This is a genomic window from Bradyrhizobium sp. ERR14, from assembly GCF_014198235.1.
Taxonomy (GTDB): domain Bacteria; phylum Pseudomonadota; class Alphaproteobacteria; order Rhizobiales; family Xanthobacteraceae; genus Bradyrhizobium.
Genome location: NZ_JACIHD010000011.1, coordinates 1 through 26,856 on the forward strand (window position 1 = coordinate 1; position 26,856 = coordinate 26,856).

Consider the following 26,856-nt stretch of genomic DNA (forward strand, 5'->3'; position numbering starts at 1 on the left):
AGGCAAGCGGGCAGGTCCTGCTCGCCTCGATCGCCTTCAACATGAGGCGGTGGGCCACGATCGCGGCCTGAACCGCCCGCCGAGGGCGAACACTACAGACTTGGCTGGCAATTGCCGTGACCGCGCCCCTCTCTCCTCATGTCCTCAGCCTCCAAGACCGATAACGCAACAGGCCCACAAGGGGAGAAGGGAAAAGAGAAGCCTAGCTCGCCGCTTCGAGCCGCACTTCGGTCAGCAGCCGCATCGCGGCGTCCGCGTCCATCGGCTCGCCGAAGGCAAAGCCTTGCGCGTATTCGCAGCCCATCTGGTAGAGCTCGACCGCGTCGGAATCGGTCTCGGCGCCTTCGGCCACAACGTCCATGCCGAGGTCGTGCGCGAGCGCGATGATCGACTTCAGGATCACCGGCCGCGTGCCGCGATTGGTCGTGCGCACGAAGGACTGGTCGATCTTGATGGTGTCGAACGGGAAGCGCTGGAGATAGGCCAGTGACGAATGACCGGTGCCGAAATCGTCGAGCGAGAGCCCGGTGCCGAGCTCGCGGATCCGCGTCAGCATCTGCGCTGCGTGCTCCGGATTCTCCATCACCAGCGATTCCGTCAATTCCAGCTTGAGCGTGCCGCGCGCCACCGAGGAGCGCGACAGCACGGTGCGGATGTCGTGGATCAGATCGTGGCGCAGCAACTGCCGCGAAGAGACGTTGACCGAGGCGAAGATCGGCTCGCGCGAGCGCATCGCGCGCTGCCAGATCGAGAGCTGCTTGGCGGTCTGGTCCAGCACGAACATGCCGAGGTCGACGATCAGGCCGGTCTCTTCGGCGATGGTGATGAATTCCGAGGGCGCCATGCGGCCGAGCTTAGGGTGATCCCAGCGCACCAGCGCTTCGAAGCCGGCGACCGAACGATCCTCCAGCCGCACGATCGGCTGGTACAGGATCGTGAGCTCCTGCCGCTCGATGGCGCGGCGCAGCTCGCTCTCCAGCGTCAGGCGATCGGTCTTCCGCGCGCGCATCGCGGGCTTGTAGACGTCGATGCGGTCGCCGCCGATGCGCTTGGAGTGATACATCGCAAGCTCGGCGTCCTTGATGATCTCGTCCGTGAGCTGAACCTGCGGATCAGAAAGCGCGAGACCGATCGACGCCGTGAGAAAAATCTCGCGGTCGTTGAAGGCGATCGGCGCGCGGATGGTCTTGCGGATGGTCTCGGCGAAGGCGGTGATGCGGGCGGGGTCCTGCTCCGAGAGCAGGATCAGGCCGAACTGGTCGCCGGCAAGCCGCGCCAGCGTGTCCTGCGGCTTCAGGATGCGGGTGAGGCGGCGGGCGAGGGTGAGCAGGATGGAATCGCCGACCGCGATGCCGACGGAATCGTTGACCTGCTTGAAGCGGTCGAGGTCGATCACCATCAGCGTCGGGCGCAGCGTCGGCATGGTCTTGGCGAAATGCGCGACCGCGCCCAGCCGGTCCATGAACAGTTTTCGATTGGGCAGGCCGGTGAGGTTGTCATGCACGGAATCGTGCAACAGGCGTTCCTCGGCGTTGCGTAGCTCGGTGACGTCGGTGAGCGTGCCGACCACGCGCGAGACCTCGCCGTCCGAGCCGACCACCGGGCGTGCCTTCAGCGCGAACCACATGAAATGGCCGTCGGGGGTGCGCAGGCGGAAATCCTGCACCAGGCGGCCGCGGCGCTGGTCGAGCACGCTGTCGAGCGCGGCGCGGAAACGGTCCTGGTCCAGCGGGTGCAGCACCTCGAGCCACGAGGCGGCCGGGCCTTCGAGCGTGCCGCGCTTGAGGCCGAGCAGGGCTTCGGTCTCGGGGCTCGTAAAAACCTTGTCGGCGGAAACGTCCCAGTCCCAGATCAGATCGCCGGAGCCGGCCAGCGCCAGGGCGCGGCGCTCGATGTCGGAGACGACGCCGGTGGTGGCGCCGCCGCCGGCAAAGGCGTGCTGCATCACCGTGAAGCCGATCAGCATCACGATCAGCACGAGGCCGCCGAGCAGGGCCGGGCCGACGATGTCGTTGGTCACGGAACCCGCGACCGTCATGCCAGCCGCGACCACCCAGACCACCAGCAGGAACCAGGTCGGGATCAAAAGCACCGCGCGGTCGAAGCCGTGGGTGGAGAGATAGACAATCAGCGCGAAGCCCGCGAAGGCGATCAGCACCAGCGAAATGCGCGCGATGCCGGAGGCCACCGCGGGGTCGAACAGCGCGAGCGCCACCAGCGAGCCCAGGAACGCGAGCCAGCCCACCGTGATGTGCGAATAGCGCACGTGCCATCGGCTGAGATTGAGATAGGCGAACAGAAACACCAAGAGCGTTGCCGCCAGGATCGCTTCACCCGCCGCGCGCCAGATGCGCTCGGCGTTGTTCGACATGTCGAGCACCTTGCCCCAGAAGCCGAAATCGACGCCGATATAGACCAGCACCGCCCAGGCCAGCGCCGCGGCGGCCGGGAACATGATGCTGCCCTTCACCACGAACAGAATGGTCAGCACCAGCGCCAGCAGGCCCGAGATGCCGATCACGATGCCCTGGTACAGCGTGAACGAGTTGACCTTGTCCTTGTAGGCTTCCGGCTCCCACAGATAGAGCTGCGGCAGCTTGTCGGTGCGCAGCTCCGCGACGAAGGTGATGACGGCGCCGGGGTCGAGCGTGACGCGGAAGACGTCGGCGGTCGGGCTTTCCTGTCGCTCCGGCCGGTCGCCGGTGGAGGGCGTGATGGTCGCAATGCGCGACAGGCCGAGGTCGGGCCACAACAGCCCCGAGGAAACGATACGGTAATGCGGCGCGACGATCAGGCGGTCGAGCTGGTCGTCGGTGTTGTTGGCGAGCGCGAACACCACCCAGTTCTGTCCGCCCTCGCGGGCGCGCACTTCGATGCGGCGGACGATGCCGTCGGTGCCGGGCGCGGTGGAGACCTGGATGCGGTCGGCATCGCTGCGCTGATGCTCGAGCACGCCGGTGAGGTCGATCGCGGGCGCGTCACTGCGGACGCTGACGGCGTCGAGCGCGCGCGCGGGATACGCGGCGACAAGAATCATGAGGCCCAGCGCGATGGGCGCGAGGCACCTGATCAGACGCAAGGCCAGTTCTCCGCGTTCGACGCAAACTCTTCAGTGAAGACGATTTCAAACCGAACGGAAGTGGTTCGGTGCGTCGCGATAGATGCCACGAAAGCGAGGAAAATCAAAGGGTTTCCGGCGTCTCCCGTGGGCCGTTGGCCTAGACCTCCAACACAATTTTGCCAATATGTGCGCTCGTTTCCATGCGCCGGTGCGCATCGGCTGCCTTTTCCAGCGGGAAAGTGCTGTCCATCAGCGGTTTGACGCGGCCTTCGCGCAAAAGTGGCATCACTTTCGCTTCGATTGCGGCCACCATCGCCGCCTTGTCCGCATTACTACGGGGGCGCAGGGTCGAGCCGGTATGGGTGAGGCGCTTGACCATCACCTTGGCGATGTTGACGCTGACCTTGGGGCCATTCAGCGTCGCAATCTGCACGATGCGGCCGTCGACCGCGGCGGCATCATAATTGCGGTCGACATATTCGCCGGCGACCATGTCGAGGATCAGGTTGACGCCTTCCTTGTTGGTCGCTTCCTTGACGACGGCGACGAAGTCCTCGGTCTTGTAATTGATGGCGCGGTCGGCGCCTAACTTGAGGCAGGCGTCGATCTTGTCCTGCGATCCGACGGTGACGAACACTTTCGCACCGAACGCCTTCGCCAGCTGGATCGCCATGGTGCCGATGCCGGAGGAGCCGCCATGGATCAGCAGCGTCTCTCCTGCCTTCAGGCCACCGCGCTCGAACACGTTGTGCCAGACCGTCATCAGGGTTTCCGGCAGCGCGCCGGCTTCCTTCATGGACAGCGCGGGCGGCACGCTCATCGCCTGGGCGTCCTGGGCGATGCAGTACTGCGCATAGCCACCGCCGGCGACCAGCGACATCACCTTGTCGCCGATTTTGTGCCGCTTGGCATTGCTGCCGACGGCAACCACTTCGCCCGCGATCTCGAGACCGGGCAGGTCGCTGGCGCCGGGCGGCGGCGGATAGGCTCCCGAGCGCTGCGCAACGTCGGGCCGGTTGACGCCGGCGGCCATCACCTTGACCAGGATCTCGTCGGGACCGGGCTGCGGAATGCTGCGTTGTTCCGGCACCAGCACTTCCGGTCCGCCGGGCTTGGATATGGCGACCACGGTCATTTGCGCGGGCAGCTTGTCCATGATGTGTCCTTGGGTGAAGGTGCGGGATGAACGAGGCCCTTGCTTAGCCAGCGTGATCCAAGCTGGCAACCGCCTCAGCATTGTGTGCGCGAACTTTGGAGGAACGAGGATGGTGACGGAAGACGACGACCGCCCGCGCAAGAAGATCAGCCATGAAATCGGGCAGGACCTCTCGCTCTTGTCGGTCGAGGAACTGACCGAGCGCGTCACGCTGCTCAAGACCGAGATCGCAAGGCTGGAAGAAGCCGCTACGAAGAAGCGCGCCTCACGCGATGCGGCGAACAGCTTTTTCAAGTCGTAGGATTTTCACGCCTCTCGTGTCCCGGACGCGGTGCGGCACGCAGTGACGCTCCGCAGAGCCGGGACCCACGTCTCGCGCAGCCGCACCTTCGCGTCCATTCCGGGACGGCGCGCAGCGCCGAGCCCGGAATCCATAACCCCAGGACGTCAAAACGGCGGGCAGAGTTTGTTCCACCTCCGCTCGGTCACTGGCCGACATGGCTAACGAACCCTCAAAAAATTCGCTCGTTTACAGTCGATTAAGCTTTCGGGTTTATGACTGGAACTGTCCTCGTTTGGACACCGAGTGGCTCCTGTCCACTCTGTTTGACGCCTCCCTGTTATCAACTTTCAAAGCCGCCGGTCTCCGGCGGCTCTTTTTTTGCGCACAGCGTTTCGAGCGGCGTGGCTACCGCTTCGCGTCAAGAAGACGCGTCAAAACAAGAATCTCCGCCCAGTTGCATTCCGAGGAATGACCCGCGGAAACCATAACCGTGCTTGTCACTGGACTCCGCGTCCCGCCCGCGCAATGATTTGTTCATCATAAGCCGGCGCCAAAGCCGGGCAGTCAAACAGTTGCGTAAGAGGCGTTAACCATGGAACGTTTGCAGGCCGACGGCGCTCTCGTTCAACTCAGCGAGCGGTTCACCAATTCTGCGGCGTTCGGCGTCCTGTTCCGCGAGGGCATGGACCTCGTCGAAGAGACCGCCGCCTATCTCGACGGCGCCGGCCGCACCGAGGCCAAGGCGCTCGACCGTGCCGTCAGCCTCACCTACGCGACCGAGAGCATGCGTCTCACCACCCGCCTGATGCAGCTCGCCTCGTGGCTGCTGCTGCACCGCGCGGTGAAGGAAGGCGAGATGACGTTGAGCCAGGCCAATCGGGAGAAGACCAAGGTCAAGCTCAGCGCTGCCGATCCCGGCCCCACCGACACCATCGAGAAGCTGCCCTCGCAGCTCCAGGACCTGATCCATCGCTCGATGAGCCTGCAGACCCGCGTCCGCCGCCTCGACACCACCATCCACACCCCGCCGGCCGAACACATCGCGATCGGCAACCCGCTGGTGCCGCACCTCAACGCGCTGAAGGCCGCGTTCGAGCGGTAGGGTGCCGTAGTTCACAGGTGCCGTAGGGTAGGCAAGGGCGCGCAGCGCCGTGCCCACCATCTCTCATTTGGGACTACAACAGGGGTTTGGTGGGCACGCTTCGCTTTGCCCACCCTACGAAATCTCGGCTTTGGTCAGGCCCCCCTAAAACAAAAACGCCCCCGGCTCTCCGGGGGCGTTTTTCGTCTCCAGCCTGTGCGGGCCGGATCAGTCCTTTTTGAGAAAGCCCGAAAACTTCTTCTGGAAGCGCGAGACGCGGCCGCCGCGATCCATCAGCTGGGCATTGCCGCCGGTCCAGGCCGGGTGCGACTTCGGGTCGATGTCGAGGTTCAGCGTGTCGCCTTCCTTGCCCCAGGTCGAGCGGGTCAGGTACTCGGTTCCATCGGTCATCACGACCTTAATCGTATGATAGTTCGGGTGAATTTCGGCTTTCATGGCAATTCCTCGGCGCCCCGGCGCCTTCTTGGGTGGCTATCGAATGACGGATTTGGGCGGCTCTATACCTCACGAAACCCGCTAAAACAAGCCACTCCGGGGCGGTGAACCGGGTTTGCCCCTAAGGGACTTCCCGGATTTGCCACTACCCTTGCACCGGCCTATTGGGAGCAAACGAATGCAATGGGTTGGATCTCATGAGCGCAGTGGAACGGCTTGATGACCAGTATGTCGATCGGCCCGGAATGAATGCCGCGGACACCCCGTCGATCGAGGCCGAGCTGATCGAAGAGCCGGCCAAGGGTCGCGCCAAGCTGCGGCCGCTGCTCGCGCTGGCGCCCTATGTCAGCCGCTATCGCGGCCGCGCGGCGCTGGCCTTCGTCGCCCTCACGGTCGCGGCGCTGACCACGCTGCTGGTGCCGGTCGCGGTGCGCCGGATGATCGATTTCGGCCTGACGCCCGAGGGCATCGAGCTGATCAACAGCTACTTCTCGGTGATGCTCGCGGTGGTCGGCGTGCTCGCGCTCGCCAGCGCCGCGCGCTACTACCTCGTGATGACGATCGGCGAGCGCATCGTCGCCGATCTCAGGCGCGACGTCTTCGCCCATCTGCTCTCGCTGTCTCCCGCCTTCTTCGATTCCGCACGCAGCGGCGAGCTGATCTCGCGGCTCACCGCCGACACCACCCAGCTCAAATCGGCCGTCGGCGCCTCAGTGTCGATCGCGCTGCGCAATTTGATGATGTTTCTGGGCGCCGCGGCGATGATGGTGATCACGAGCCCGAAGCTGTCGGGCTTCGTGCTGCTGGCCATTCCCTTGATCGTGCTGCCGCTGGTCGCCTTCGGGCGCTGGGTGCGGCGTCTGTCGCGCAATGCGCAGGACACGCTTGCCGACGCCTCGGCTTATGCGGGCGAGCTGGTCGGCGCGATCCGCACCGTGCAGGCTTACACCAGCGAGCAATTCGCCGAGAAGCGCTTCGGCGGCGAGGTCGAGCAGGCCTATGAGGCCGCGCGCACCTCGACCCAGGCGCGCGCCGTGCTCACCGCCATCATCATCTTCATCGTGTTCGCAAGCGTGGTCGCGATCCTCTGGATCGGCTCGCATGACGTGCTCACCGGCGCGATTTCGCCGGGCCGGCTCGGTCAGTTCGTGCTTTATGCGGTGTTCGCCGCAGCCGGCCTCGGCCAGCTCAGCGAGGTCTGGGGCGAGGTCTCGGCGGCATCAGGCGCGGCCGAACGGCTGTTCGAGATCCTGCATGTGCAGCCCGACATCAAGGCGCCCGCGTCTCCCCGCGCGCTGCCGGTGCCGGCACGCGGCGAGGTCGGCTTCGACCGGGTCAGCTTCGCCTATCCGGTGCGGCGCGACGTCAATGTGCTCGATGCCGTGTCATTCACGGTGCGACCCGGCGAGAAGGTCGCGATCGTTGGTCCGTCCGGCGCCGGCAAAAGCACGATCTTCCATCTGCTGCTGCGCTTCTACGATCCACGCAGCGGCGTGATCTCGCTCGACGGCGTGCCGGTCAAGTCCGCAGATCCCCGCGATTTCCGCGCGCGCATCGCACTGGTGCCGCAGGAATCGAACGTGTTCGCCGCCAGCGCCCGCGAGAACATCCGCTTCGGCCGGCCCGATGCAACCGACGCCGAGGTCGAGCGCGCCGCCGAGCTCGCGCATGCCGCCGAATTCATCCGCCGCCTGCCCGAAGGTTTCGACACCCCGCTCGGCGAGCGCGGTGTGACGCTGTCCGGCGGCCAGCGCCAGCGCATCGCGATCGCACGCGCCATCCTGCGCGATGCGCCGCTGCTGCTTCTCGATGAAGCCACCTCCGCGCTCGATGCCGAAAGCGAAACGCTGGTGCAGACCGCACTGGAAGAGCTGATGCGCCACCGCACCACGCTGGTGATCGCCCACCGCCTCGCCACCGTGCTGTCCTGCGACCGCATCCTGGTGATGGACCAGGGCAAGATCGTCGAGCAGGGCACGCATGCCGAGCTCGTGGCCGCGAACGGGCTCTATGCGCGGCTGGCGAGGTTGCAGTTCGAGGGGGCGTGAGGCCCTCAGGGCCGGTTCGTAAGCTATTGACTTTGCTTGCGCCGTTTACTGTGCATGGGGTTGTTTTCGACGTCTTGTCTTGGGCAGGCCGGTTTACCGGCACTTCGGCGACAGCGCAGGCACGTTTGGCCACGGCCAATTCTTCCAGCTGCCGTCCTCCCCGACGCAGGCCGAGGCTGATGCCGACTCTGTCCGTTCGGAGACCTTGGGCGCGGCAAAACGCTGGTCGACATAGGTGGTCGATAAATATCCGGCGACGATGACGCCCAGAAACACCGAGGAACCCTTGGCAAGATCGCGCAGCCGCATCGATCGCCTCCATTCGCTTGTCATCGCTGACACAACGAATAACCGACCTCGCAGGATCCCTGCGTGACAGGCCTCACGCCCGCCAGAATTACGCCCGCCAAGCCATCTTCAGCACCGGCCGGCCCGAGGTCGGGTTCACATCGTCGCCGGCATGAGCAAAGCCGTTGCGCTCGTAGAAGCGGATGGCGCGGGAATTGTCCTTGTTGACGAGCAGCGTGATGCCTGATGGCGACAGGCGCTTGGCCTCTTCGACCAGCAGCCGGGCTGCGTCCGAGCCCCAGTGATCAGGGTCAACCACGAGCTGGTCGAGATAGCCGTCGCCGTCGATGGTGACGAAGCCGGTGAGGGCACCATTCTGCTCGGCGACGACAATGGACGCCTTCGGCACCAGATCCCTCAGCCAGCGCTCGCGCCACCATTCGAGCCGGGCCGCGAAGTCGATCTGCGGATAGGCCTGCTGCCAGGTGCGATGCCAGAGATCGATCGCGGCGGCTTCGTCGGAGGCCGCGTAGGGGCGGAGGTGGATCGCGCTCACTACCGCTCCGTCAGCTTCAGCTCGATGCGGCGGTTGCGCTTGTAGGCCTCTTCCGTGTTGCCGGGATCGAGCGGCTGGAATTCGCCGAAGCCGGCCGCGACGAGGCGCTGGGCGGGTACGCCGAGCGAGACCAGATATTGCACCACCGAGATCGAACGTGCCGCGGACAGATCCCAGTTCGACTTGAAGTTCGGACCGTTGACCGGACGCACATCGGTGTGGCCGTCGACGCGCAGCACCCAGGGAATGTCGCTCGGGATCTTCTTGTCGAGCTCGATCAGCGCGGCTGCCAAGGTGTCGAGCTCGGCGCGGCCCTCGGGCAGAAGCACCGCCTGGCCAGTGTCGAAGAACACCTCGGACTGGAACACGAAGCGGTCGCCGACGATGCGGATGTCGGGCCGGTTGCCGAGGATGGCGCGCAGGCGGCCGAAGAATTCCGAGCGGTAGCGCGACAATTCCTGCACGCGCTGCGCCAGCGCCACGTTGAGGCGCGAGCCCAGATCGGCAATCCGGTTCTGCGATTCCTTGTCGCGCTTCTCGCTCGCGTCGAGCGCCTCTTCCAGCGCCGCCAATTGCCGCCTGAGCGCGCTGATCTGCTGGTTCAGCACCTCGATCTGGGCCAGTGCCCGCGCCGAGACCGCCTTCTCCGAATCCAGCGCCTTGCCGAGCTCGGAGGTCTTGCCTTGCGCATCGCTGCCGGCGGCAGCGAGGCCATCATAGAGGCCCTTGATGCGGTCGCGCTCGGTCTCGGCCGAGGCGAGACCGGCCTTCAGTTGCGAGACCTGGTCGTCGAGCGTGAGCTTGCCGAGCTTCTCCAGCGACAACAGCTCGTTGAGCTGGGCGATCTTGGCGTTGAGCAGCTCCAGCGCCTTGTCCTTGCCGGTGACCTCCTGCGACAGGAAGAACTGCACCACCAGGAACACCGACAGCAGGAACACGATCGACAGCACCAGCGTCGACAGCGCGTCGACGAAGCCGGGCCAGTAGTTGAAGGCGCCTTCGCTGCGGCGGCCGCGCGCTAGAGCCATGTTGTCCGTCTCCACTTTCGTGTCCCGGACGCGATGCAGCGTGCAACGCTGCTTCGCAGAGCCGGGACCATATTGTCCCTGACGCTGGGCCCCGGCTCAGCGACGCATCATTTCATGCTGCGTCGCGTCCGGGGCACGAGATCGTCTCAGCTCTTTTCCGGCTGGCGGGCGATGCGCTCCAGCAGACGCCGGATCTCGCGGTTCTGCTCGCCCTGGCCGTCGGCCCATTCGCGGATCATCTGCTGCTCGGTGCGCATGTGCGAGACCAGCGCCTGGATGGCTTCGGCAAGGCTCGCCATCGCCGCCGTGGTGCCGCGGCTGGCGCTGCCTTCCTCGAGCACGGAGCGTAAGCGTTCGACCGCGGCCTGGAGCTCGCCACCGGCGACTCCGCCGCCGCCGCCGGAAGCGACCGCGACCTCGCCGCTGCCATATTCGCGCACCGTGGTGGCGAGCCAGTCTTCCAGGTCGGTGTAAAAACGGTTCTGCGCCTGGCTCGATTGCAAATCGAGGAAGCCGAGGATCAGCGATCCCGCGAGGCCGAACAGCGAGCTGGAGAACGAGATGCCCATGCCGCCCAGCGGGGCTGCGAGGCCCTCCTTCAGCGTGTCGAACAGCGCGCCGGAATCGCCGCCGACCTTGAGCCCGTCGATCACCTTGCCGACCGAGCCGACCGTCTCGATCAGGCCCCAGAAGGTGCCGAGCAGGCCGAGGAAAACCAGGAGGCCGGTCATGTAGCGCGAGATGTCGCGGGCTTCATCCAGGCGGGTCGCGATCGAATCGAGCAAATGCCGCATCGTGGTCTGGGTGATCGACATTCGCCCGGAGCGCTCGCCGCCGAGGATCGCCGCCATCGGCGCCAGCAGTTTCGGGTGCCGGGCCGGCGCCAGGCCAGGATCGGCGATGCGGAAATTGTTGACCCAGGAGACCTCAGGGTAGAGTCGGATGACCTGGCGGAAGGCCAGGATGATGCCGATGAACAGCACGCCGCCGATCAGGGCATTGAGGCCGGGATTGGCGAAGAAGGCCTGGATGATCTGCTTGTAGAGCACCACGCTGACCAGCGTGCACAGCACCAGGAAGACCAGCATCCTCACCAGGAAGACGCTGGGTGAGGACAGCTTTGTGTACTCGATATCCATGGTGGAGCGGGGCGAGGCGCCTGACGGCATGGCCGGTATCATCCATTCCAAAAGCTTGCTTGCGGCGCGCACTATGGCACAGCGCCGGCCCAAAAAAAGCGCCGGATGCGCCGATTTCGGGGACAGCTCGGGGAACCCGGACCGGAAGCGGGGCTTTGATAAGCAGCTATCTGCAGAGATTCGCCATTCGGGGGGCGCATGAGTGTCGTTTCCGCGATCATCGGGACTGCCGAACGCGTGCCGCTGCCGGACGTCGTGATCCGCGCCGCGATCCAGCGCCTGTGCTCCCGCAGCGCAACCCGCCTCGCCGCGCATGACGCGGCCGCCGACGCCGCATTCGCCGGCCGGATGATGCTGCGGCCGATCGCCGAAAACGCTGAGGCCGGGCGTGAGGAGGTGCCCGCGGCGTTCTTCGCCGAAATGCTCGGCCCCAGCCGCAAATATTCCTGCTGCTTCTACAAGACCGATGCGACCACCTTGCAGGAGGCGGAGGAGGAGGCGCTGCGCCAGACGGTCGAGCATGCCGGCCTCGCCGACGGCCAGACCATCCTCGAGCTCGGCTGCGGCTGGGGCTCGCTGTCGCTGTGGATGGCACGGCAGTTTCCACACGCCAAGGTGACGGCGGTGTCGACCTCGCAGGCGCAGCGCGCTCATGTCGAGGAGGAGGCGCGGCGGCGCGGCTTGCTGAACCTGCGGGTGGTCACTGCGGACATGAACGTGTTCGCGCCCGACGGCCAGTTCGACCGCATCGTCTCGGTCGAGATGTTCGAGCAGATGATGAACTGGCGCAAGCTGATGTCGCGGCTGCGGTCATGGCTCGCGCCGGATGGGCGCTTCTTCATGCAGATCGTCACCCATCGCTCCGGCTCGCAGCTGTTCGACCGGCTCGATCGCGAGGACTGGATCGCGCAGCACGTCTTCACCGGCGGGCTGATGCCGAGCCATCACCTCGTCAGGCAATTCCACGACATCTTCACGGTCGAGAAGGAATGGTGCTGGAGCGGCACGCATTATCAGCGCACCACTAATGACTGGCTCGCCAATTTCGACACGCATCGGGATGCGATCGAGGCGTCCCTGCGCCAGGTCTATGGCGAACAAACCTGCCTGTGGATGCGGCGCTGGCGCTGGTTCTTGCTCGCAACATCGGGCCTGTTCGGCTATGCCGATGGAACCGAATGGGGGGTCAGTCACTACCGGATGAAGGCCGCCGAGTAATTGCGATGTTCCGCCGCACACGCGCCGGTGGAACCCCGACTCACAATCAAGTGACACGGCAAAAGCCTTCTTATTTCAATCGTGTAAGCTGTGTGACAATGAGCCGCCCGCGTCATGCGTTGCATCGCAGCAGATGCATTCTATTTTGGCGGTATCAGCCGCGTGTAAAGGGCCCAGAACGGGCCTCGCGCGAGCATGATTAGTTTCAACAATATCGGGGCACCCCATTTCATGTCAGGACTTCGCGCGCGATCGGCATGCGTTGCAATACTGCTCGCGGCCCTGGCGCCGCTGCTTGGTGCTTGCGACGAATCCAGCTCCGCCGTGTCTGCCGCCCCGCCCACCTATCCGGACGTCAGCATCGTCATTGTTAAGCCGCAGCCGCGCGCAGTGGTCCGGGAATTGCCGGGACGCATCGCGCCGACGCGTGTCTCGGACGTGCGGCCGCGCGTCTCCGGCATCGTGGTCGAGCGCCTGTTCCGCCAGGGCAGCGAGGTGAAGGCAGGCGATCCGCTCTACCGCATCGATCCACGTCCGTTCGAGGTCGAGGTGCTGGCCAACGAGGCGGCGCTCGCCAAGGCCGAGGCTGCTGCGATGCAGGCGCACCAGCAGGCACGCCGCGTCGCTGCGCTCACCAAGGACCGCGCCGCGCCGGAAGCCGAGAACGAAAAGGCGATCGCGGCCGAGCGTCAGGCCCACGCCGAGGTCGAGGGACGCAAGGCCGAGCTCGCGCGGGCAAAGCTCAATCTCGATTATGCCACCGTGCGCGCGCCGATCGACGGCGTCGTCGGTGCGGCCCTCGTCAGCGAAGGCGCGCTCGCCGTGCAGAACGAGACCAATCTCGCCACCATCCAGCAGCTCGATCCGATCTACGCCGACTTCACCCAGTCGGTGACCGAGCTCAACCAGCTCCGCCGCGCCTTCGAGACCGGCGATCTCGAGCGTATCGCGTCCGACGCCGCCAAGGTGCGCCTCGTGCTCGACGACAACACGCTTTATTCGCTCGACGGCAAGCTGCTGTTCTCCGACGCCAAGGTCGACGCCCACACCGGGCAGGTGACGTTGCGCGGCGAGTTCCCCAATCCCAAGCGCGAACTGCTGCCGGGCATGTATGTCCGCGTCCGCATCGACCAGGGTCTCGACAGCGACGCGATCGCGGTGCCGCAGCAGGCGATCCAGCGCAATGGCGGCGGCGGCAGCGAAGTGTTCGTCGTCAAGGACGACAACCACATCGCGGTGCAGCCGGTGCGCACGGGGTCGGTGCAGGACGGAATCTGGTTTGTCACCGAAGGCCTGAAGGCCGGCGACAAGGTCGTGGTTGAAGGCTTCCAGAAGTTCGCCGCCGGCGACAAGGTCAAGCCGCAATCCTGGTCGGAGGCGGACGCGACCGCGGACAACCGGCACGCCCTGAAGCTCACGCGATAACGCGCCATGGCGAGTTTCTTTATCGACAGGCCAATCTTTGCCTGGGTGGTCGCGCTGTTCATCTGCTTGATCGGCGCAATTGCCGTGCCGCTGCTGCCGATCGCGCAATATCCGATCATCGCGCCGCCCTCGATCTCGATCTCGACCAGCTATCCTGGCGCCTCGCCCGAAAACCTCTACAACAGCGTCACGCGCCTGATCGAGGAGGAGCTCAACGGCGCCTCCGGCATCCTCAATTTCGAATCGACCAGCGACTCGCTCGGCCAGGTCGAGATCATCGCCAATTTCGTGCCCGGCACCGATACCAGCGCGGCCTCGGTCGAGGTGCAGAACCGCATCAAGCGGGTCGAGGCGCGCCTGCCGCGCGCGGTGATTCAGCAGGGTATCCTGATCGAGGAAGCATCGAGCGCGGTGCTCCAGATCATCACGCTGAATTCGACCGACGGCAGCCTCGACGAGGTCGGGCTCGGCGACTTCATGATCCGCAACGTGCTCGGTGAAGTCCGCCGCATCCCCGGCGTCGGCCGCGCCACGCTCTATTCGACCGAGCGCTCGCTTCGCGTCTGGGTCGATCCGGCCAAGCTCGTCGGCTACGGGCTCACCGCCGACGACGTCAACAAGGCCATTGCCGCGCAGAACGCGCAGGTTGCCTCGGGCAGCATCGGCGCCGAGCCGTCGACCTCGAGCCAGCGCACCTCCTCGCTGGTGCTGGTCAAGGGCCAGCTGTCTTCCCCGGATGAATTCGGCGCCATCATCCTGCGCGCCAATGCCGACGGCTCGACCGTGCGCCTGCGCGACGTTGCACGCATCGAGGTCGGCGGCCTCAGCTACCAGTTCAACACGCGCCTGAATGGCAAGCCGACCGCCGGTCTCTCCGTGTTGATGTCGCCGACCGGCAATGCGTTGGCGACCGCGAGCGCGGTCGAAGAGAAGATGAAGGAGCTGTCGCGGTTCTTTCCGGCCAACATCACTTACGAGATTCCCTACAACATCACGCCGGTGGTCGAGGCTTCGATCAAGAAGGTGCTGACGACGCTGGTCGAAGCCGTGGTGCTGGTGTTCGTGGTGATGTTCCTGTTCCTGCAGAACATCCGCTACACCATCATCCCGACCATCGTTGTGCCGGTGGCGCTTCTGGGCGCCTGCACCACGCTGCTGCTCGCCGGCTATTCCATCAACATGCTCTCGATGTTCGGCATGGTGCTCGCGGTCGGCATCCTCGTCGACGACGCCATCGTCGTGGTCGAGAACGTCGAGCGCATCATGAGCGAGGAGGGGCTGCCGCCGAAGGAGGCGACGCGCAAGGCGATGTCGCAGATATCGGGCGCCATCATCGGCATCACGCTGGTGCTGATGGCGGTGTTCGTGCCGATGGCGTTCTTCCCGGGATCGGTCGGCATCATCTACCGCCAGTTCTCCGTGACGATGGTCGCTGCGATCGGCTTCTCCGCATTCCTCGCGCTGTCGCTGACGCCGGCGCTGTGCGCGACCTTGCTCAAGCCGGTCGCGGCCGGCCACGGTCATGCGAAGCGGGGCGTGTTCGGCTGGTTCAACCGCGTGCTCGAAGGCGGCAAGGAAGGCTATTCCCGCACCGTCGGCTTCTCGCTGAAGCGGACCGGCCGCCTGATGCTGGTCTATGTCGCGCTGCTCGTCGGCCTGTCCTGGGCCTTCGTCAGCCTGCCGGGCGGCTTCCTGCCGATCGACGACCAGGGCTTCGTCACCACCGACGTGCAAACGCCGTCAGATTCTTCTTATCCTCGCACCGAGGCCGTGATCGAGAAGGTCGAGAAATATCTCGCTGAACGGCCGGGCGTGAAAGATGTCACCTTCCTCACCGGCTTCAGCTTCTCCGGTCAGGGCATGAACACCGCGCAGGCCTTCATCACGCTGAAGGACTGGTCGGAGCGTGGACCGAAGGATTCGGCCGCGGCGATCGTCAACGACATCAACCGCGATCTGGGGGCGTCGATCCGCGACGCCAAGATCTCCGCGCTGCAGCCGCCGCCGATCGACAATCTCGGCAACTCGTCGGGCTTCTCGTTCCGCCTCCAGGACCGCGGACAGAAGGGCTATCCGGCCTTGATGCGCGCCGCCGATCAGTTGATCGCGGAAGCCAACGCCAGTCCCGTGCTTCAGAAGGTCTATGTCGAAGGCCTGCCCGAGGCCGGGGTGGTCAATCTCATGATCGACCGCGAGAAGGCCGGCGCCTTCGGCGTCACCTTCGAAGACATCAACAACACGATTTCGACCAATCTCGGCTCGAACTACATCAACGACTTCCCGAACCGCGGCCGCATGCAGCGCGTCGTGGTGCAGGCCGACGCCCGCGACCGCATGCGGACCGAGGACATCCTCAACTACAACGTCAAGAATAGCCGCGGCCAGCTGGTGCCGTTCTCGTCCTTTGCCACGGTGGAATGGGCGCGAGGCCCGACCCAGATCGCAGGCTTCAACTATTATCCGGCGGTGCGCATCTCCGGCGAGGCCAAGCCCGGCTTCACCTCGGGTGATGCGATCGCCGAGATGGAGCGTCTTGCCGGCCGGCTGCCGCGCGGCTTCGGTTACGAATGGACCGGGCAGTCGCTCCAGGAGAAGCTATCGGGCTCGCAGGCGCCGTTCCTGCTCGGTCTGTCGGTGTTCGTCGTGTTCCTGTGCCTCGCGGCGCTCTACGAGAGCTGGACCATTCCGCTCGCGGTGCTGCTCACGGTGCCCCTCGGCATCGTCGGCGCGGTGATCGCGGCCATGCTGCGCGGCCTGCCCAACGACGTCTATTTCACCGTCGGCCTGATCACCATCATCGGCCTTGCGGCAAAGGACGCGATCCTGATCATCGAATTCGCGAAGGATCTGCGGAAAGAAGGCAAGCCGCTGGTGGAAGCCACCATCGAGGCCTGCCGCCTGCGCTTCCGCCCGATCCTGATGACCGGCCTCGCCTTCATTTGCGGCGTGCTGCCGATGGCGATCGCCCACGGCGCCGGCGGCGCCAGCCAGCAAGCGCTCGGCAGCATCGTGATGGGCGGCATGATCGCGGTGGTGATCCTGGCGCTGTTGATGGTGCCGGTGTTCTTCGTCTCCGTGCAGCGCGTGCTCGCGGGGGACAGGGAGGCGGAGGCGGTGAGGGAAGGTGAGGCCTACGGTCCGCCGGCGCCGGTCAAGCCGTAAGGCAAACTGTCATGCGCGCCTGGTGCGCAGTTGCGCACGGGGGCGGGGCATCCAGTACGCTGCGGCTTCTCCAGATCCCACTAGCGCCTCTGGAATTCTGGATCATCCGCCTTCGCGGATGATGACAGCGGAGTGATTGGCTCGCGCGTCGACTGCTACGCCGGTTTCCGCAAGATCTTCACCAATTCCCCGTGCACGTACTCATTGCCGCACACGACGTGCCCCGTGACCAGCGGATCGCCGGGCGTGTTGATGTCACTCACCGTGCCGCCCGCTTCGCGCACCATCAGCATACCGGCGGCGATGTCCCAGGATTGCAGATTGCGTTCCCAATAGCCGTCGAGGCGGCCGGCGGCGACGAAGGCGAGGTCGAGGGAGGCGGCGCCGAAACGGCGCAGGCCTGCGACGCGGTCCTGGATCGCGGTCATCTCGCGGCGGAATTCCTCGTGATCGCCGCGGCCGATGTGGGGCAGGCCGCAGGCCACCACGCATTCGTTGAGCTGGCGGCGGCCGGCGACGCGCAGGCGCTGGTCGTTGAGGAAGACGCCCTTGCCGCGCTCGGCGATGTAGAGCTCGTCATTGGCGGGATTGTAGATCACGCCCGCGATGATCGTGCCCTCGCGCACGAGGCCGATCGAGATCGCGAATTGCGGGATGCCGTGCAGGAAGTTGGTGGTGCCGTCGAGCGGGTCGACGATCCAGGTGTGGCTCTTGTCGGAGCCCTCGCGCGTGCCGCCCTCCTCGCCGATGAAGCCATAGCCAGGCCGCGCCTTGGCGAGGTCCTGGTAGAGGATCTCCTCGGCGCGCTTGTCGGCGAGCGAAACGAAATTGGCTGGCCCCTTCAGCGAGACCTGGAGATGCTCGATCTCGCCGAGATCGCGCTTGAGGCTGCGGCCGGCGCGGCGCGCGGCTTTGACCATGACGTTGATAGTGGCGGAATACAGCATGAGCTCTGGTCTTGATCGGGGGAAATGGCGGGAAATCACGCCTGTTTGGGGGACTGGGTGCCCTGCAAGGGCCCTCAGGTCAAGTCATTGCGTCAAGTCATTTGGTCCCGAGCCATTTTCTGGCGGCGGCCTCCGCCTTGGCCCGGTCCTCGGCCGGCAGGTCGGATAATTGCTTGTCGAGCTCCGGGTCGCCTTTGCCGGCGGTTTTGGCCACCAGGTGCCATTTGAAGCCCTCGACCTTGTCTACGGACGTGCCCACGCCGTTGATCAGCACCCACGCCAGCCGGTTCTGCGCGATCGCGCTGCCCTGGCGGGAGGCCTTGCGGAGCAGGGCGACGGCAGCCGGCTGGTTCTTCGGCGTGCCGGTGCCGTTGAACATGGCGATGGCATATTCGACCTCGGCGTCGACATTGTCGGCGAGGGAGGCGGCCTGCAGCAGCCGCACCGAGCGTTCCGGGTCCTTCGGCACGCCGGTGCCTTCCTTGTAGAAGGTCGCCAGCGCGTATTGCGCCTCGGGCAGGCCTGCATCGGCGGCCTGGCGCAGCAGCTCGGCGGAGCGCTTCACGTCCTGCGGCAGGGTCTGGCCGTCGAGATAGAGCAGAGCGAGGTTATAGGCCGCCCTGGGCTCGCCGAGCTTGGCGGCGGACGCCATCAGCTTGACCGCCTCGCTCTTGTCGATCGGGCCGCCGCGGCCCGAAATGCGCAGCATGGAGAGCGCGAACATCGCCTCGCGGTCGCCGGCATCGGCCGCGCGCTTGTACCATTCGGCTGCCTTGGCGTAGTCGCGCCGCATGCCCATGGCATTGGAATAGAGCTCGCCGAGCATGGTCATCGCCTTGGGATCGCCGGCTTGCGCGCGGGCGGTGGCGAGGTCGAAGGCTGTCTTGTACTGGCCGCGCTGATAGGCGCCGAACACCAGATCGACATTGGAATTGTCGGTGGAAGGCGCGGGGATCACGGTCGCCGGCTTGGGCGAGGCGGTCGGCTTGGGTGAGGCGGAAGGCTTGGGCGCCGGCGCGGCCTCTTTCTTCTTGGTGAGCGCGTGCGGCTTGGACTTTTGCTTCTCAGGCGCCGCGCTCGGCGTTGTCGCCGGCGGGGTAATCTGGAGCTGCGCGGCCGCGGGCACTGTGAGCAGCAATGTGGCCAGCATGGTGATGCAGGGGAGCTTCATGTAGGGCGCTAGCCGTGCTCCTGGCCCGCAGGATCTTGGCCCGCAAGCGCCATCGCATGGGCCTTCTTGATCGCAGCATCGACCTCGATCAGCGCGGCCTTGGGCCCGCGCGGATCGGCCCAGATGAAGTCGCCGACCAGCACGAAATCGGCGCCGCTGGCAGCGAAATCGTGGGCTTCCTGCAGCGACATGGCAAAGCCGACGCAAGGTGGCTCGAACAGCTCCGCCCACCAGTCCAGCCGCTCCGCGATGGCTTGCGCCTGGGGGCGCTGGCCTTTCGCATCGGGCTCACCGAACAGCACGTAATCCGCGCCCATCTCGCCCGCATCCATGGAATGGTGCCGCGTCGTCAGCCCGCCAACACCGGCGATGCGATCGGGCTTGAGCGATGGCAGCGCCTCTTTCAGCGCGGCGATGCCGGGGAGGTGCGCGCCGTCGGCGCCGCCGCGCGCGACCAGCTCGGCATGGCCTTCGACGAGCAGCGCGGCGCCTGCTTTCTGCGCCGGCGGCGCAAGCGCCTTGATGCGCGAGATCATGGTGCGCTGGTCGGTCTCCTTCAGCCGGAGCAGCACGGCCGCGACGTCGGCGGCGGCCAGCAGGCCCGGCAGCTCGGCCACAAGCGAAGCGGGATCATCGACGACAGGCGTCGCGAGATAGAGGCGCGGCGCCGGGCGCGGCGGAGGCGGTTTGTTCGACAAGATCTAGGCTGCCTTCTTTTCCAGGCTACTTTGCCATTCGCCCTTGGAGGCGAGGCCGTTCATTCGCGCGCGATGGCTGAAGGCGGTTTGGCCGGCCGCGACGTTCTCGGCCTTGCCGGACCAGGCTTTCTGCGGCGCGGCCTGCAGCGCGCGGCCGTAGGAGAAGGTCAGGCCCCAGGGCAGCGGGCCGAGCTTGTGCATGGCGTTGAGATGCGCGGTCGCCTCCTCGTCGGACTGGCCGCCGGAGAGGAAGGCGATGCCGGGCACGGCCGCGGGCACGCAGGCCCTGAGCAGCCGGATCGTCTTCTCGGCGACCTCCTCGACGGAGGCCTGCTTTGCGCATTTCTTGCCCGATATCGCCATGTTCGGTTTCAGCACCATGCCTTCGAGCGCGACGCGCTGCACGCGCAATTCCTGGAACGTCTTGTTGAGCACGCGGGTCGTCACCTCATAGCAGCGGTCGATGTCGTGATCACCGTCCATCAGCACCTCGGGCTCGACGATCGGCACGATCTGCGCGGCCTGGCACAGCGCGGCATAGCGCGCCAGCGCATGGGCGTTGACGCTGATCGCGGTCATCGAGGGGATGCCGCTGCCGATGTCGATCACCGCGCGCCATTTGGCAAAGCGCGCGCCGCGCTCATAGTATTTTTTCAGCCGTTCGGCGAGCTTGTCGAGCCCGACGGTCACGAGCTCGCCCGGGCACATCGGCAGGGCCTGCGTGCCCTCGTCAACCTTGATGCCGGGAATGGCGCCGCTCTGTTCGATCAGCCTGACCAGCGGCGTGCCGTCCTTGGCATCCTGCCAGATCGTCTCGTCATACAGGATCACGCCGGAAATATACTGGCTCATGGCCTCCGTGGACCGGAACAGCATCTCGCGATAGTCGCGGCGGTTGCCTTCGGTCGAGTCCACGCCGATCGCGTCAAAACGCTTCTTGATGGTGCCGGAGGATTCGTCGGCGGCGAGGATACCCTTGCCTGATACGACCATGGCGGTCGCGATCCTGTTGAGCTCAGTCAGATTCATCGAGAGGTCCTCCCAAAACGATTCTGCCCTTGCCCGTGAAAATAGACCGTTCTCGGGCAATTGCCGAGTTAACGTTCGTCGCAGGGTAAAGGGGGGAGGCTGGGTTCTTCGTCTCTCCCCGCTTGCGGGGAGAGGCCGACGCGCACCGGCGCGGCGGGCGAGGGGGACTCTCCGCGAGTCCATTGTCACCAATTATACGGAAACAGCCCCTCACCCCGCCCTCTCCCCGCAAGAGCGGGGCGAGGGGGGACGAGAGAGCGTTTGCGGCCCTTACGCTACCTTCGGGTCCAGCTCGCCCTTGGCGTAGCGCTTGGCCATCTCGGCGGTGGTCAGGACCTTCTTGATCTTGGAGGCCTGGCCGGCGGTGTTGAACTCCTGGAGGCGCTGCTTGCACAGCTTGGTCATCGCCTCCATCGCCGGCTTCAAATATTTGCGCGGATCGAACTCTTCCGGATTGTCCTTGAGCACTTTCCGGATCTGGCCGGTCATGGCCATGCGGTTGTCGGTGTCGATGTTGATCTTGCGCACGCCGTTCTTGATGCCGCGCTGGATCTCGGACACCGGCACGCCCCAGGTCGGCTTCATCTTGCCGCCATTGGCGTTGATGATCTCCTGCAGGTCCTGCGGCACCGAGGAGGAGCCGTGCATCACCAGATGCGTGTTCGGCAGCTTGCGGTGGATCTCCTCGATCACGTTCATGGCGAGAATGTCGCCGTCCGGCTTGCGGGTGAACTTGTAGGCGCCGTGCGAGGTCCCCATCGCGATCGCGAGCGCGTCGACCCTGGTCTCCTGGACGAACTTCACGGCCTCGTCCGGATTGGTCAGGAGCTGGTCGTGGCTGAGCTTGCCCTCGGCGCCGTGGCCGTCTTCCTTGTCGCCCATGCCGGTTTCGAGCGAGCCGAGCACGCCGAGTTCGCCTTCCACCGAGATGCCGCCGAGATGGGCCATGTCGGTCACGGTCTTGGTGACGCCGACATTGTAGCCCCAATCGCCGGGGGTCTTGCCGTCGGCCTTGAGTGAGCCGTCCATCATCACTGAGGTAAAGCCGGCCTGGATCGCGGTCATGCAGGTCGCCGGCTCGTTGCCGTGGTCGAGATGCACGCAGACCGGGATGTGCGGATAGATCTCGGTCACCGCGTCCATCATATGCTTGAGCATGACGTCGTTGGCGTAGGAGCGCGCACCGCGCGAGGCCTGGATGATGACGGGCGCGTCGACCTGGTTGGCCGCGTCCATGATCGCCAGCGCCTGCTCCATATTGTTGATGTTGAAGGCCGGTACGCCGTAATCGTTCTCCGCCGCGTGGTCGAGCAATTGACGTAACGTGATCCGAGCCATCTGTCTTTTTCTCCCGTTGGGGCCTTGCGGGGCCGCTGATTACTCGCCGATCTGGCTTACTTGACGCGCAAAACCTCGACGCCGGGCAGGGGCTTGCCTTCCATCCATTCGAGGAACGCGCCACCGGCGGTCGAGACATAGGTGAAGTCACCGGCCACATGGGCCTGGTTGAGCGCCGCGACGGTGTCGCCGCCGCCTGCGATCGAGATCAGCTTCTTGGCCTTGGTGCGCTCGGCGGCGTGCCTGGCGGCCGCGACCGTGCCGCGATCGAACGGCTGCATCTCGAAGGCGCCGAGCGGTCCGTTCCAGACCAAGGTCGCCGCATCGTCGATCGCGGCGTGGACGCGGGCGATCGATTGCGGGCCGACGTCGAGGATCATGCCGTCGGCGGGGATCGCATCGAGCCCATAGGCGTGCGACGGCGCGTTGGCAGCGAAATGATAGGCAACGGTGGCGTCGACCGGCAGGATGATGGCGCAGTTGGCGGCTTCCGCCTTCTCCATGATGCGCACCGCGGTCGGTGCGAGATCCTTCTCGGCCAGTGACTTGCCGACGCCGACGCCCTGGGCGTGCAGGAAGGTGTTGGCCATGCCGCCGCCGATCACGAGCGCATCGACCTTGCTGACGAGGTTTTCGAGCAGGTCGATCTTGGTCGAGACTTTTGCGCCGCCGATGATCGCGATGACAGGCTTGGTCGGCGAGCCCAGCGCCTTCTCCAGCGCATCCAACTCGGCCTGCATGGTGCGGCCGGCATAGGCGGGGAGCTTGTGGCCGAGGCCTTCGGTCGTGGCGTGGGCGCGGTGCGCCGCCGAGAACGCGTCATTGACCCAGATGTCGCCGAGCTTTGCCAGCTCCGCGACGAAGGCCGGATCGTTCTTTTCCTCTTCCTTGTGGAAGCGGGTATTTTCCAGACACAGGATGTCGCCGTCGTTCAGGCCAGCGACGGCCTTGGCCGCGGGCTCGCCGATGCAGTCGTCGGCGAAGGCGACCGGCTTCTTCACCACCTTCGACAGCGCTTCAGCGACGGGCTTGAGCGAGTCCTTGGGATCGCGCCCCTTCGGCCGGCCGAAATGCGCGAGCAGGATGACCTTGCCGCCCTTGTCCGAGATTTCGGTGATGGTCGGCGCGACGCGCTCGAGCCGGGTCGTGTCGCTGACGCGGCCATTGTCCATGGGCACGTTGAGATCGACGCGCAGCAGCACGCGCTTGCCCTTCACGTCGACGTCATCGAGGGTGCGGAATTTGTTGGTCATCGGACGCTTCCTTGTCCCGGCGCTACTAGCGGCGCGCAGTGCCGCTGTGCAGAACCGGGACCCACGTTGCAGCGAGTCCCGCAGTTAAATGGGTACCGGATCTGCGATGCAGCGTTTCACGCTGCATCGCGTCCGGGACACGAGAGCGGAGTTAGATCACCTTCGCGATCGCAGCGGCGGTGTCCGCCATGCGGTTCGAGAAGCCCCACTCATTGTCGTACCAGGACATCACGCGCACCAGCGTGCCGTTCTGCACCTTGGTCTGGTCCTCGTGGAAGGTCGAGGAGTGCGGGTCGTGGTTGAAGTCGATCGAGACGTTCGGCGCATTGGTGTAGCCGAGGATGCCCTTGAGCTGCTGCTCGCTGGCGCGCTTCATCGCCGCGTTGATCTCCTTGGCATCGGTGGCGCGCTTGGCGACGATCTTGAGGTCGACGACCGAGACGTTCGGGGTCGGCACGCGGATCGCGACGCCGTCGAGCTTGCCCTTCAGCTCCGGCAACACGAGGCCGATCGCCTTCGCAGCACCGGTCGAGGTCGGGATCATCGACATCGCCGCCGCGCGGCCGCGGTAGAGATCCTTGTGCATCGTATCGAGCGTCGGCTGGTCGCCGGTATAGGCGTGGATCGTGGTCATGAAGCCGGTCTCGATGCCGACGAGATCGTTCAGCACCTTGGCGACCGGCGCCAGGCAATTGGTGGTGCAGGAGCCGTTGGAGATGACCAGGTGCTCCTTGGTCAGCGTCTCATGGTTGACGCCATAGACGATGGTGGCGTCGGCGCCGTCGGCGGGCGCGGAGACCAGCACGCGCTTGGCGCCGGCGGTCAGATGCGCGGACGCCTTGTCCTTCGAGGTGAAGATGCCGGTGCATTCCATTGCGATGTCGACGCCGAGATCCTTCCACGGCAGCTTCGAGGGATCGCGCTCGGCGGTCACCTTGATCTTGCCGCCACCGAGATTGATCGTATCGCCGTCGACGGTGACGGTGCCGGGGAAACGGCCATGGACGCTGTCGAAGCGGAGCAGATGGGCGTTGGTCTCGACCGGACCGAGATCATTGATGCCGACGACCTCGATGTCCTTGCGGCCGGACTCGGCGATAGCCCGCAGGATGTTGCGGCCGATGCGGCCAAAACCGTTAATTCCAACGCGGACTGCCATGTTTCGTCTCCTTCAATGACCGTTGTCATCCCGCACAACGCGCTTTGCGCGCCTGCGAGGGTTTTTTAGGGGCGGGCGCCCGGTTCGGCCGGGCGGTGCTTGATCATATGGAAGACTAGGTAGTCCTTTTTTGCGGCAAGCTCAACTCTCAGGTAACGCGCTTCAGCACAGCGTTAACTGCAGCCTCGGCGGTAATGCCGAAATGCTTGTAAAGCTCCTTTGCAGGGCCGCTTTCGCCGAACGAATGCATGCCGATAAATTCGCCATCCTGCCCGATCACGGCATCCCAGCCCCAGCGCACGGCAGCCTCGATCGCGACCTTGACCGGTGCGTTGCCGATGATCGCGGCGCGCTTGGCCTCTGGTTGCGCTAACAACAGCTCGAGCGAGGGAACGGAGACAACGCGCGACGCGATGCCGCGTTCCGCGAGCTGCTTCTGGGCGGCGACCGCGATCTCGACCTCGGAGCCGGAGGCGAACAGCGTCACCTTGGCTTCGCCCTGGGCGGCGACCAGCTCATAGGCGCCCTGTGCGCAGGGATTGTCGTTCGGCGCGGTGGTGCGCAGCTGCGGCAGGTTCTGGCGCGTCAGCGCCAGCACGGTCGGTCCGTCCACGCGATTGAGCGCGAGCTCCCAGCACTCGGCGACCTCCATGGCGTCGCACGGGCGGAACACACGCATGTTCGGAATGGCGCGCAGCGCGGCAAGATGCTCGACCGGCTGATGGGTCGGGCCGTCTTCGCCGAGGCCGATGGAATCGTGCGTCATCACATAGACGACGCCGGAGCCCATCAGTGCGGCAAGGCGCATTGCAGGACGTGCATAGTCGGTGAACACCAGGAAGGTCGCACCGTTCGGCGCGAAGCCGCCATGCAGGAAAATGCCGTTCATCGCCGCGGCCATGCCGTGCTCGCGGATGCCGTAATGGATGAAGCGACCCTTCGGCGTCTTCGCCGAGAAGGCGGTCGCCGACTTCGCCTTGTTGTTGTTGGAGCCGGTGAGGTCGGCCGAGCCGGCGAGAAATTCCATCGGCATCGCGCCGGCGATGACTTCGATCACGGCTTCCGAGGATTTGCGGGTCGCCGCGGTCATCGGCTTTTCCAGCAATTCCTTCTTGTACGCGCGCACCGCCTTGGCGAGCGAAGCCGGACGCTCATGGCGCAGGCGGCGCTCGAATTCTGCACGCTTGCGGCTGCCGAGCTCACCGAGCCGGCCCTCCCATTCCTGGCGCGCCGCAGCGCCGCGGCTGCCGGCTGCACGCCACGCCTTCAGCGCGTCGTCGGCGACCGCGAACGGCTCGAGCGAGATGCCGAGATTTTCCTTGGCGGCCTTGAGCTCCTCGGCCCCCAACGCCTCGCCATGCACCTTCGACGTCCCGGCCTTGTGCGGGGCGCCGAAACCGATGGTGGTGCGGCAGGCGATCAGCGTCGGCTTGTTGGATTTCTTCGCGCGCGTGATGGCGTCGGCAATCGCCGCCTGATCGTGGCCGTCGATCTTCTCGGCGGCCCAGCCCGCCGACTTGAAGCGCTTCACCTGGTCGACGGAATCGGAGATCGAGGTCGGGCCGTCGATCGAGATGCCGTTGTCGTCGTAGAGCACGATCATCTTGTTGAGCTTCCAGTGCCCGGCCATCGCGATCGCTTCCTGCGACACGCCTTCCATCAGGTCGCCGTCGGAAGCGAGCACATAGGTATGGTGATCGACGATCTTCTTGCCGAATTCGGCGGCGAGCATCTTCTCGGCGAGCGCCATGCCGACCGCGGTCGAGATGCCCTGGCCGAGCGGGCCGGTCGTGGTCTCGATGCCGTTGGTACGGAAGTTCTCGGGGTGTCCCGGGGTGAGCGAGTCGACCTGACGGAATTGCTTGATCTGGTCCAGCGTCATCTCGGAATTGCCGGTCAGATACAGCAGCGAATAGAGCAGCATCGAACCGTGGCCGGCCGAGAGCACGAAGCGGTCGCGGTCGGGCCAGGCGGGCGCGGTGGCGTCGAATTTCAGGAATTGCGTGAACAGCACCGTGGCGATGTCGGCGGCACCCATCGGCAGGCCGGGATGACCCGATTTCGCCTTCTCGACGGCGTCCATCGAAAGGCCGCGGATCGCGTTGGCCATACGGGTGTGATCGACCTGCGTCATGTCTGAAATCCGTCTGAAATGAGGCGCTTGGAGGCGGTGTACGCCCGCGCGGGAGGAGCCTGGCGGCCACTGAAGGTCGGGGCTGGGATAGCACCTCGGTTCCGGGAGTCCAAGGCAGTCAAACGCCGATTCGGCCGTAAAAGTTGCCTGCGGCACGCTTCGAAAGGGGAGGCTCCGTTTCGGAGGTGATCGCACCGGCAGGAACCCACGGATCGGGATGATCGCT

General features: G+C 65.4%; 21 protein-coding genes. 6 read left to right on the forward strand and 15 right to left on the reverse strand.

Going from position 1 to position 26,856, the window contains the following annotated elements; genetic code table 11:
• Positions 1-202: 202 nt before the first annotated feature.
• Both GGD62_RS26485 and GGD62_RS26490 read right to left on the reverse strand, forming a co-directional pair.
• A complete protein-coding gene (locus GGD62_RS26485) occupies positions 203-3,079 on the reverse strand; it encodes an EAL domain-containing protein (protein WP_018318723.1) in 2,877 nt (958 codons plus the stop codon).
• 139 nt (positions 3,080-3,218) lie between these two features.
• Positions 3,219-4,217, reverse strand: coding sequence for an NAD(P)H-quinone oxidoreductase (locus GGD62_RS26490; RefSeq protein ID WP_183711070.1), 999 nt, complete (start codon positions 4,215-4,217; stop codon positions 3,219-3,221).
• Positions 4,218-4,326: 109 nt separating this feature from the next.
• Between GGD62_RS26490 and GGD62_RS26495 the strand changes: the two genes are divergently transcribed.
• Both GGD62_RS26495 and GGD62_RS26500 read left to right on the forward strand, forming a co-directional pair.
• On the forward strand, positions 4,327-4,518 hold the full coding sequence (locus tag GGD62_RS26495; protein WP_183711072.1) for a DUF1192 domain-containing protein: 192 nt from the start codon (positions 4,327-4,329) through the stop codon (positions 4,516-4,518).
• A 574-nt stretch (positions 4,519-5,092) separates the two neighbouring features.
• Complete coding sequence (locus tag GGD62_RS26500) at positions 5,093-5,602, forward strand: DUF1465 family protein (RefSeq protein WP_018318720.1); 510 nt, start codon at positions 5,093-5,095, stop codon at positions 5,600-5,602.
• Positions 5,603-5,809: 207 nt separating this feature from the next.
• Here GGD62_RS26500 and rpmE read toward each other — a convergent pair whose 3' ends face one another.
• On the reverse strand, positions 5,810-6,037 hold the full coding sequence (gene rpmE / locus GGD62_RS26505; protein WP_007599895.1) for a 50S ribosomal protein L31: 228 nt from the start codon (positions 6,035-6,037) through the stop codon (positions 5,810-5,812).
• Between the two features lie 197 nt (positions 6,038-6,234).
• Here rpmE and GGD62_RS26510 point away from each other — a divergent pair, with 197 nt between their 5' ends.
• Positions 6,235-8,085, forward strand: coding sequence for an ABC transporter ATP-binding protein/permease (locus tag GGD62_RS26510; RefSeq protein WP_183261364.1), 1,851 nt, complete (start codon positions 6,235-6,237; stop codon positions 8,083-8,085).
• 93 nt (positions 8,086-8,178) lie between these two features.
• On the opposite strand, the gene GGD62_RS26515 is transcribed toward GGD62_RS26510, so the two are convergent.
• The 4 genes from GGD62_RS26515 to GGD62_RS26530 form a co-directional block, all read right to left on the reverse strand.
• Positions 8,179-8,394, reverse strand: a complete 216-nt coding sequence (locus GGD62_RS26515) for a hypothetical protein (protein ID WP_183711074.1) — start codon at positions 8,392-8,394, stop codon at positions 8,179-8,181.
• An 88-nt stretch (positions 8,395-8,482) separates the two neighbouring features.
• A complete protein-coding gene (locus tag GGD62_RS26520; RefSeq protein ID WP_018318717.1) occupies positions 8,483-8,929 on the reverse strand; it encodes a GNAT family N-acetyltransferase in 447 nt (148 codons plus the stop codon).
• On the reverse strand, positions 8,929-9,957 hold the full coding sequence (locus GGD62_RS26525) for a peptidoglycan -binding protein (RefSeq protein WP_026202059.1): 1,029 nt from the start codon (positions 9,955-9,957) through the stop codon (positions 8,929-8,931). The genes GGD62_RS26520 and GGD62_RS26525 overlap by 1 nt, the downstream gene beginning before the upstream one ends.
• A gap of 146 nt (positions 9,958-10,103) precedes the next feature.
• Positions 10,104-11,126 carry a flagellar motor protein MotA gene (locus GGD62_RS26530; RefSeq protein ID WP_183238251.1) on the reverse strand — a complete coding sequence of 341 codons (1,023 nt, stop codon included), beginning with the start codon at positions 11,124-11,126 and terminating at the stop codon, positions 10,104-10,106.
• 168 nt (positions 11,127-11,294) lie between these two features.
• Between GGD62_RS26530 and GGD62_RS26535 the strand changes: the two genes are divergently transcribed.
• From GGD62_RS26535 to GGD62_RS26545, 3 genes are all read left to right on the forward strand, one after another.
• Positions 11,295-12,314 (forward strand): cyclopropane-fatty-acyl-phospholipid synthase family protein, encoded by a 1,020-nt coding sequence (locus GGD62_RS26535; protein ID WP_183711076.1) that lies wholly within the window; start codon positions 11,295-11,297, stop codon positions 12,312-12,314.
• Positions 12,315-12,545: 231 nt separating this feature from the next.
• Positions 12,546-13,739, forward strand: coding sequence for an efflux RND transporter periplasmic adaptor subunit (locus GGD62_RS26540; protein ID WP_018318713.1), 1,194 nt, complete (start codon positions 12,546-12,548; stop codon positions 13,737-13,739).
• 6 nt (positions 13,740-13,745) lie between these two features.
• A complete protein-coding gene (locus GGD62_RS26545) occupies positions 13,746-16,901 on the forward strand; it encodes a multidrug efflux RND transporter permease subunit (protein WP_183238253.1) in 3,156 nt (1,051 codons plus the stop codon).
• A gap of 155 nt (positions 16,902-17,056) precedes the next feature.
• Here the strand turns inward: GGD62_RS26545 and GGD62_RS26550 are convergent, their stop codons facing one another.
• The 8 genes from GGD62_RS26550 to tkt form a co-directional block, all read right to left on the reverse strand.
• Positions 17,057-17,848 (reverse strand): inositol monophosphatase family protein, encoded by a 792-nt coding sequence (locus tag GGD62_RS26550; RefSeq protein WP_183238254.1) that lies wholly within the window; start codon positions 17,846-17,848, stop codon positions 17,057-17,059.
• A gap of 97 nt (positions 17,849-17,945) precedes the next feature.
• The gene (locus tag GGD62_RS26555) at positions 17,946-19,019 is read right to left on the reverse strand and encodes a tetratricopeptide repeat protein (protein ID WP_018318710.1); all 1,074 of its coding nucleotides are present in this window, start codon (positions 19,017-19,019) and stop codon (positions 17,946-17,948) included.
• A gap of 8 nt (positions 19,020-19,027) precedes the next feature.
• Complete coding sequence (locus GGD62_RS26560) at positions 19,028-19,717, reverse strand: thiamine phosphate synthase (RefSeq protein WP_183711078.1); 690 nt, start codon at positions 19,715-19,717, stop codon at positions 19,028-19,030.
• 3 nt (positions 19,718-19,720) lie between these two features.
• Positions 19,721-20,746: a class I fructose-bisphosphate aldolase gene (locus tag GGD62_RS26565; protein WP_018318708.1), complete on the reverse strand. Its 1,026-nt coding sequence runs from the start codon at positions 20,744-20,746 to the stop codon at positions 19,721-19,723.
• Between the two features lie 270 nt (positions 20,747-21,016).
• The gene (gene fba / locus GGD62_RS26570) at positions 21,017-22,084 is read right to left on the reverse strand and encodes a class II fructose-bisphosphate aldolase (protein WP_018318707.1); all 1,068 of its coding nucleotides are present in this window, start codon (positions 22,082-22,084) and stop codon (positions 21,017-21,019) included.
• A 56-nt stretch (positions 22,085-22,140) separates the two neighbouring features.
• A complete protein-coding gene (locus GGD62_RS26575; RefSeq protein WP_183711080.1) occupies positions 22,141-23,337 on the reverse strand; it encodes a phosphoglycerate kinase in 1,197 nt (398 codons plus the stop codon).
• A 151-nt stretch (positions 23,338-23,488) separates the two neighbouring features.
• Entirely contained in the window at positions 23,489-24,496 is a 1,008-nt protein-coding gene (gene gap, locus GGD62_RS26580) for a type I glyceraldehyde-3-phosphate dehydrogenase (protein WP_018318705.1), read from the reverse strand.
• Positions 24,497-24,644: 148 nt separating this feature from the next.
• The gene (tkt, locus tag GGD62_RS26585) at positions 24,645-26,630 is read right to left on the reverse strand and encodes a transketolase (protein WP_183711082.1); all 1,986 of its coding nucleotides are present in this window, start codon (positions 26,628-26,630) and stop codon (positions 24,645-24,647) included.
• Between the last annotated feature and the right edge of the window lie 226 nt (positions 26,631-26,856).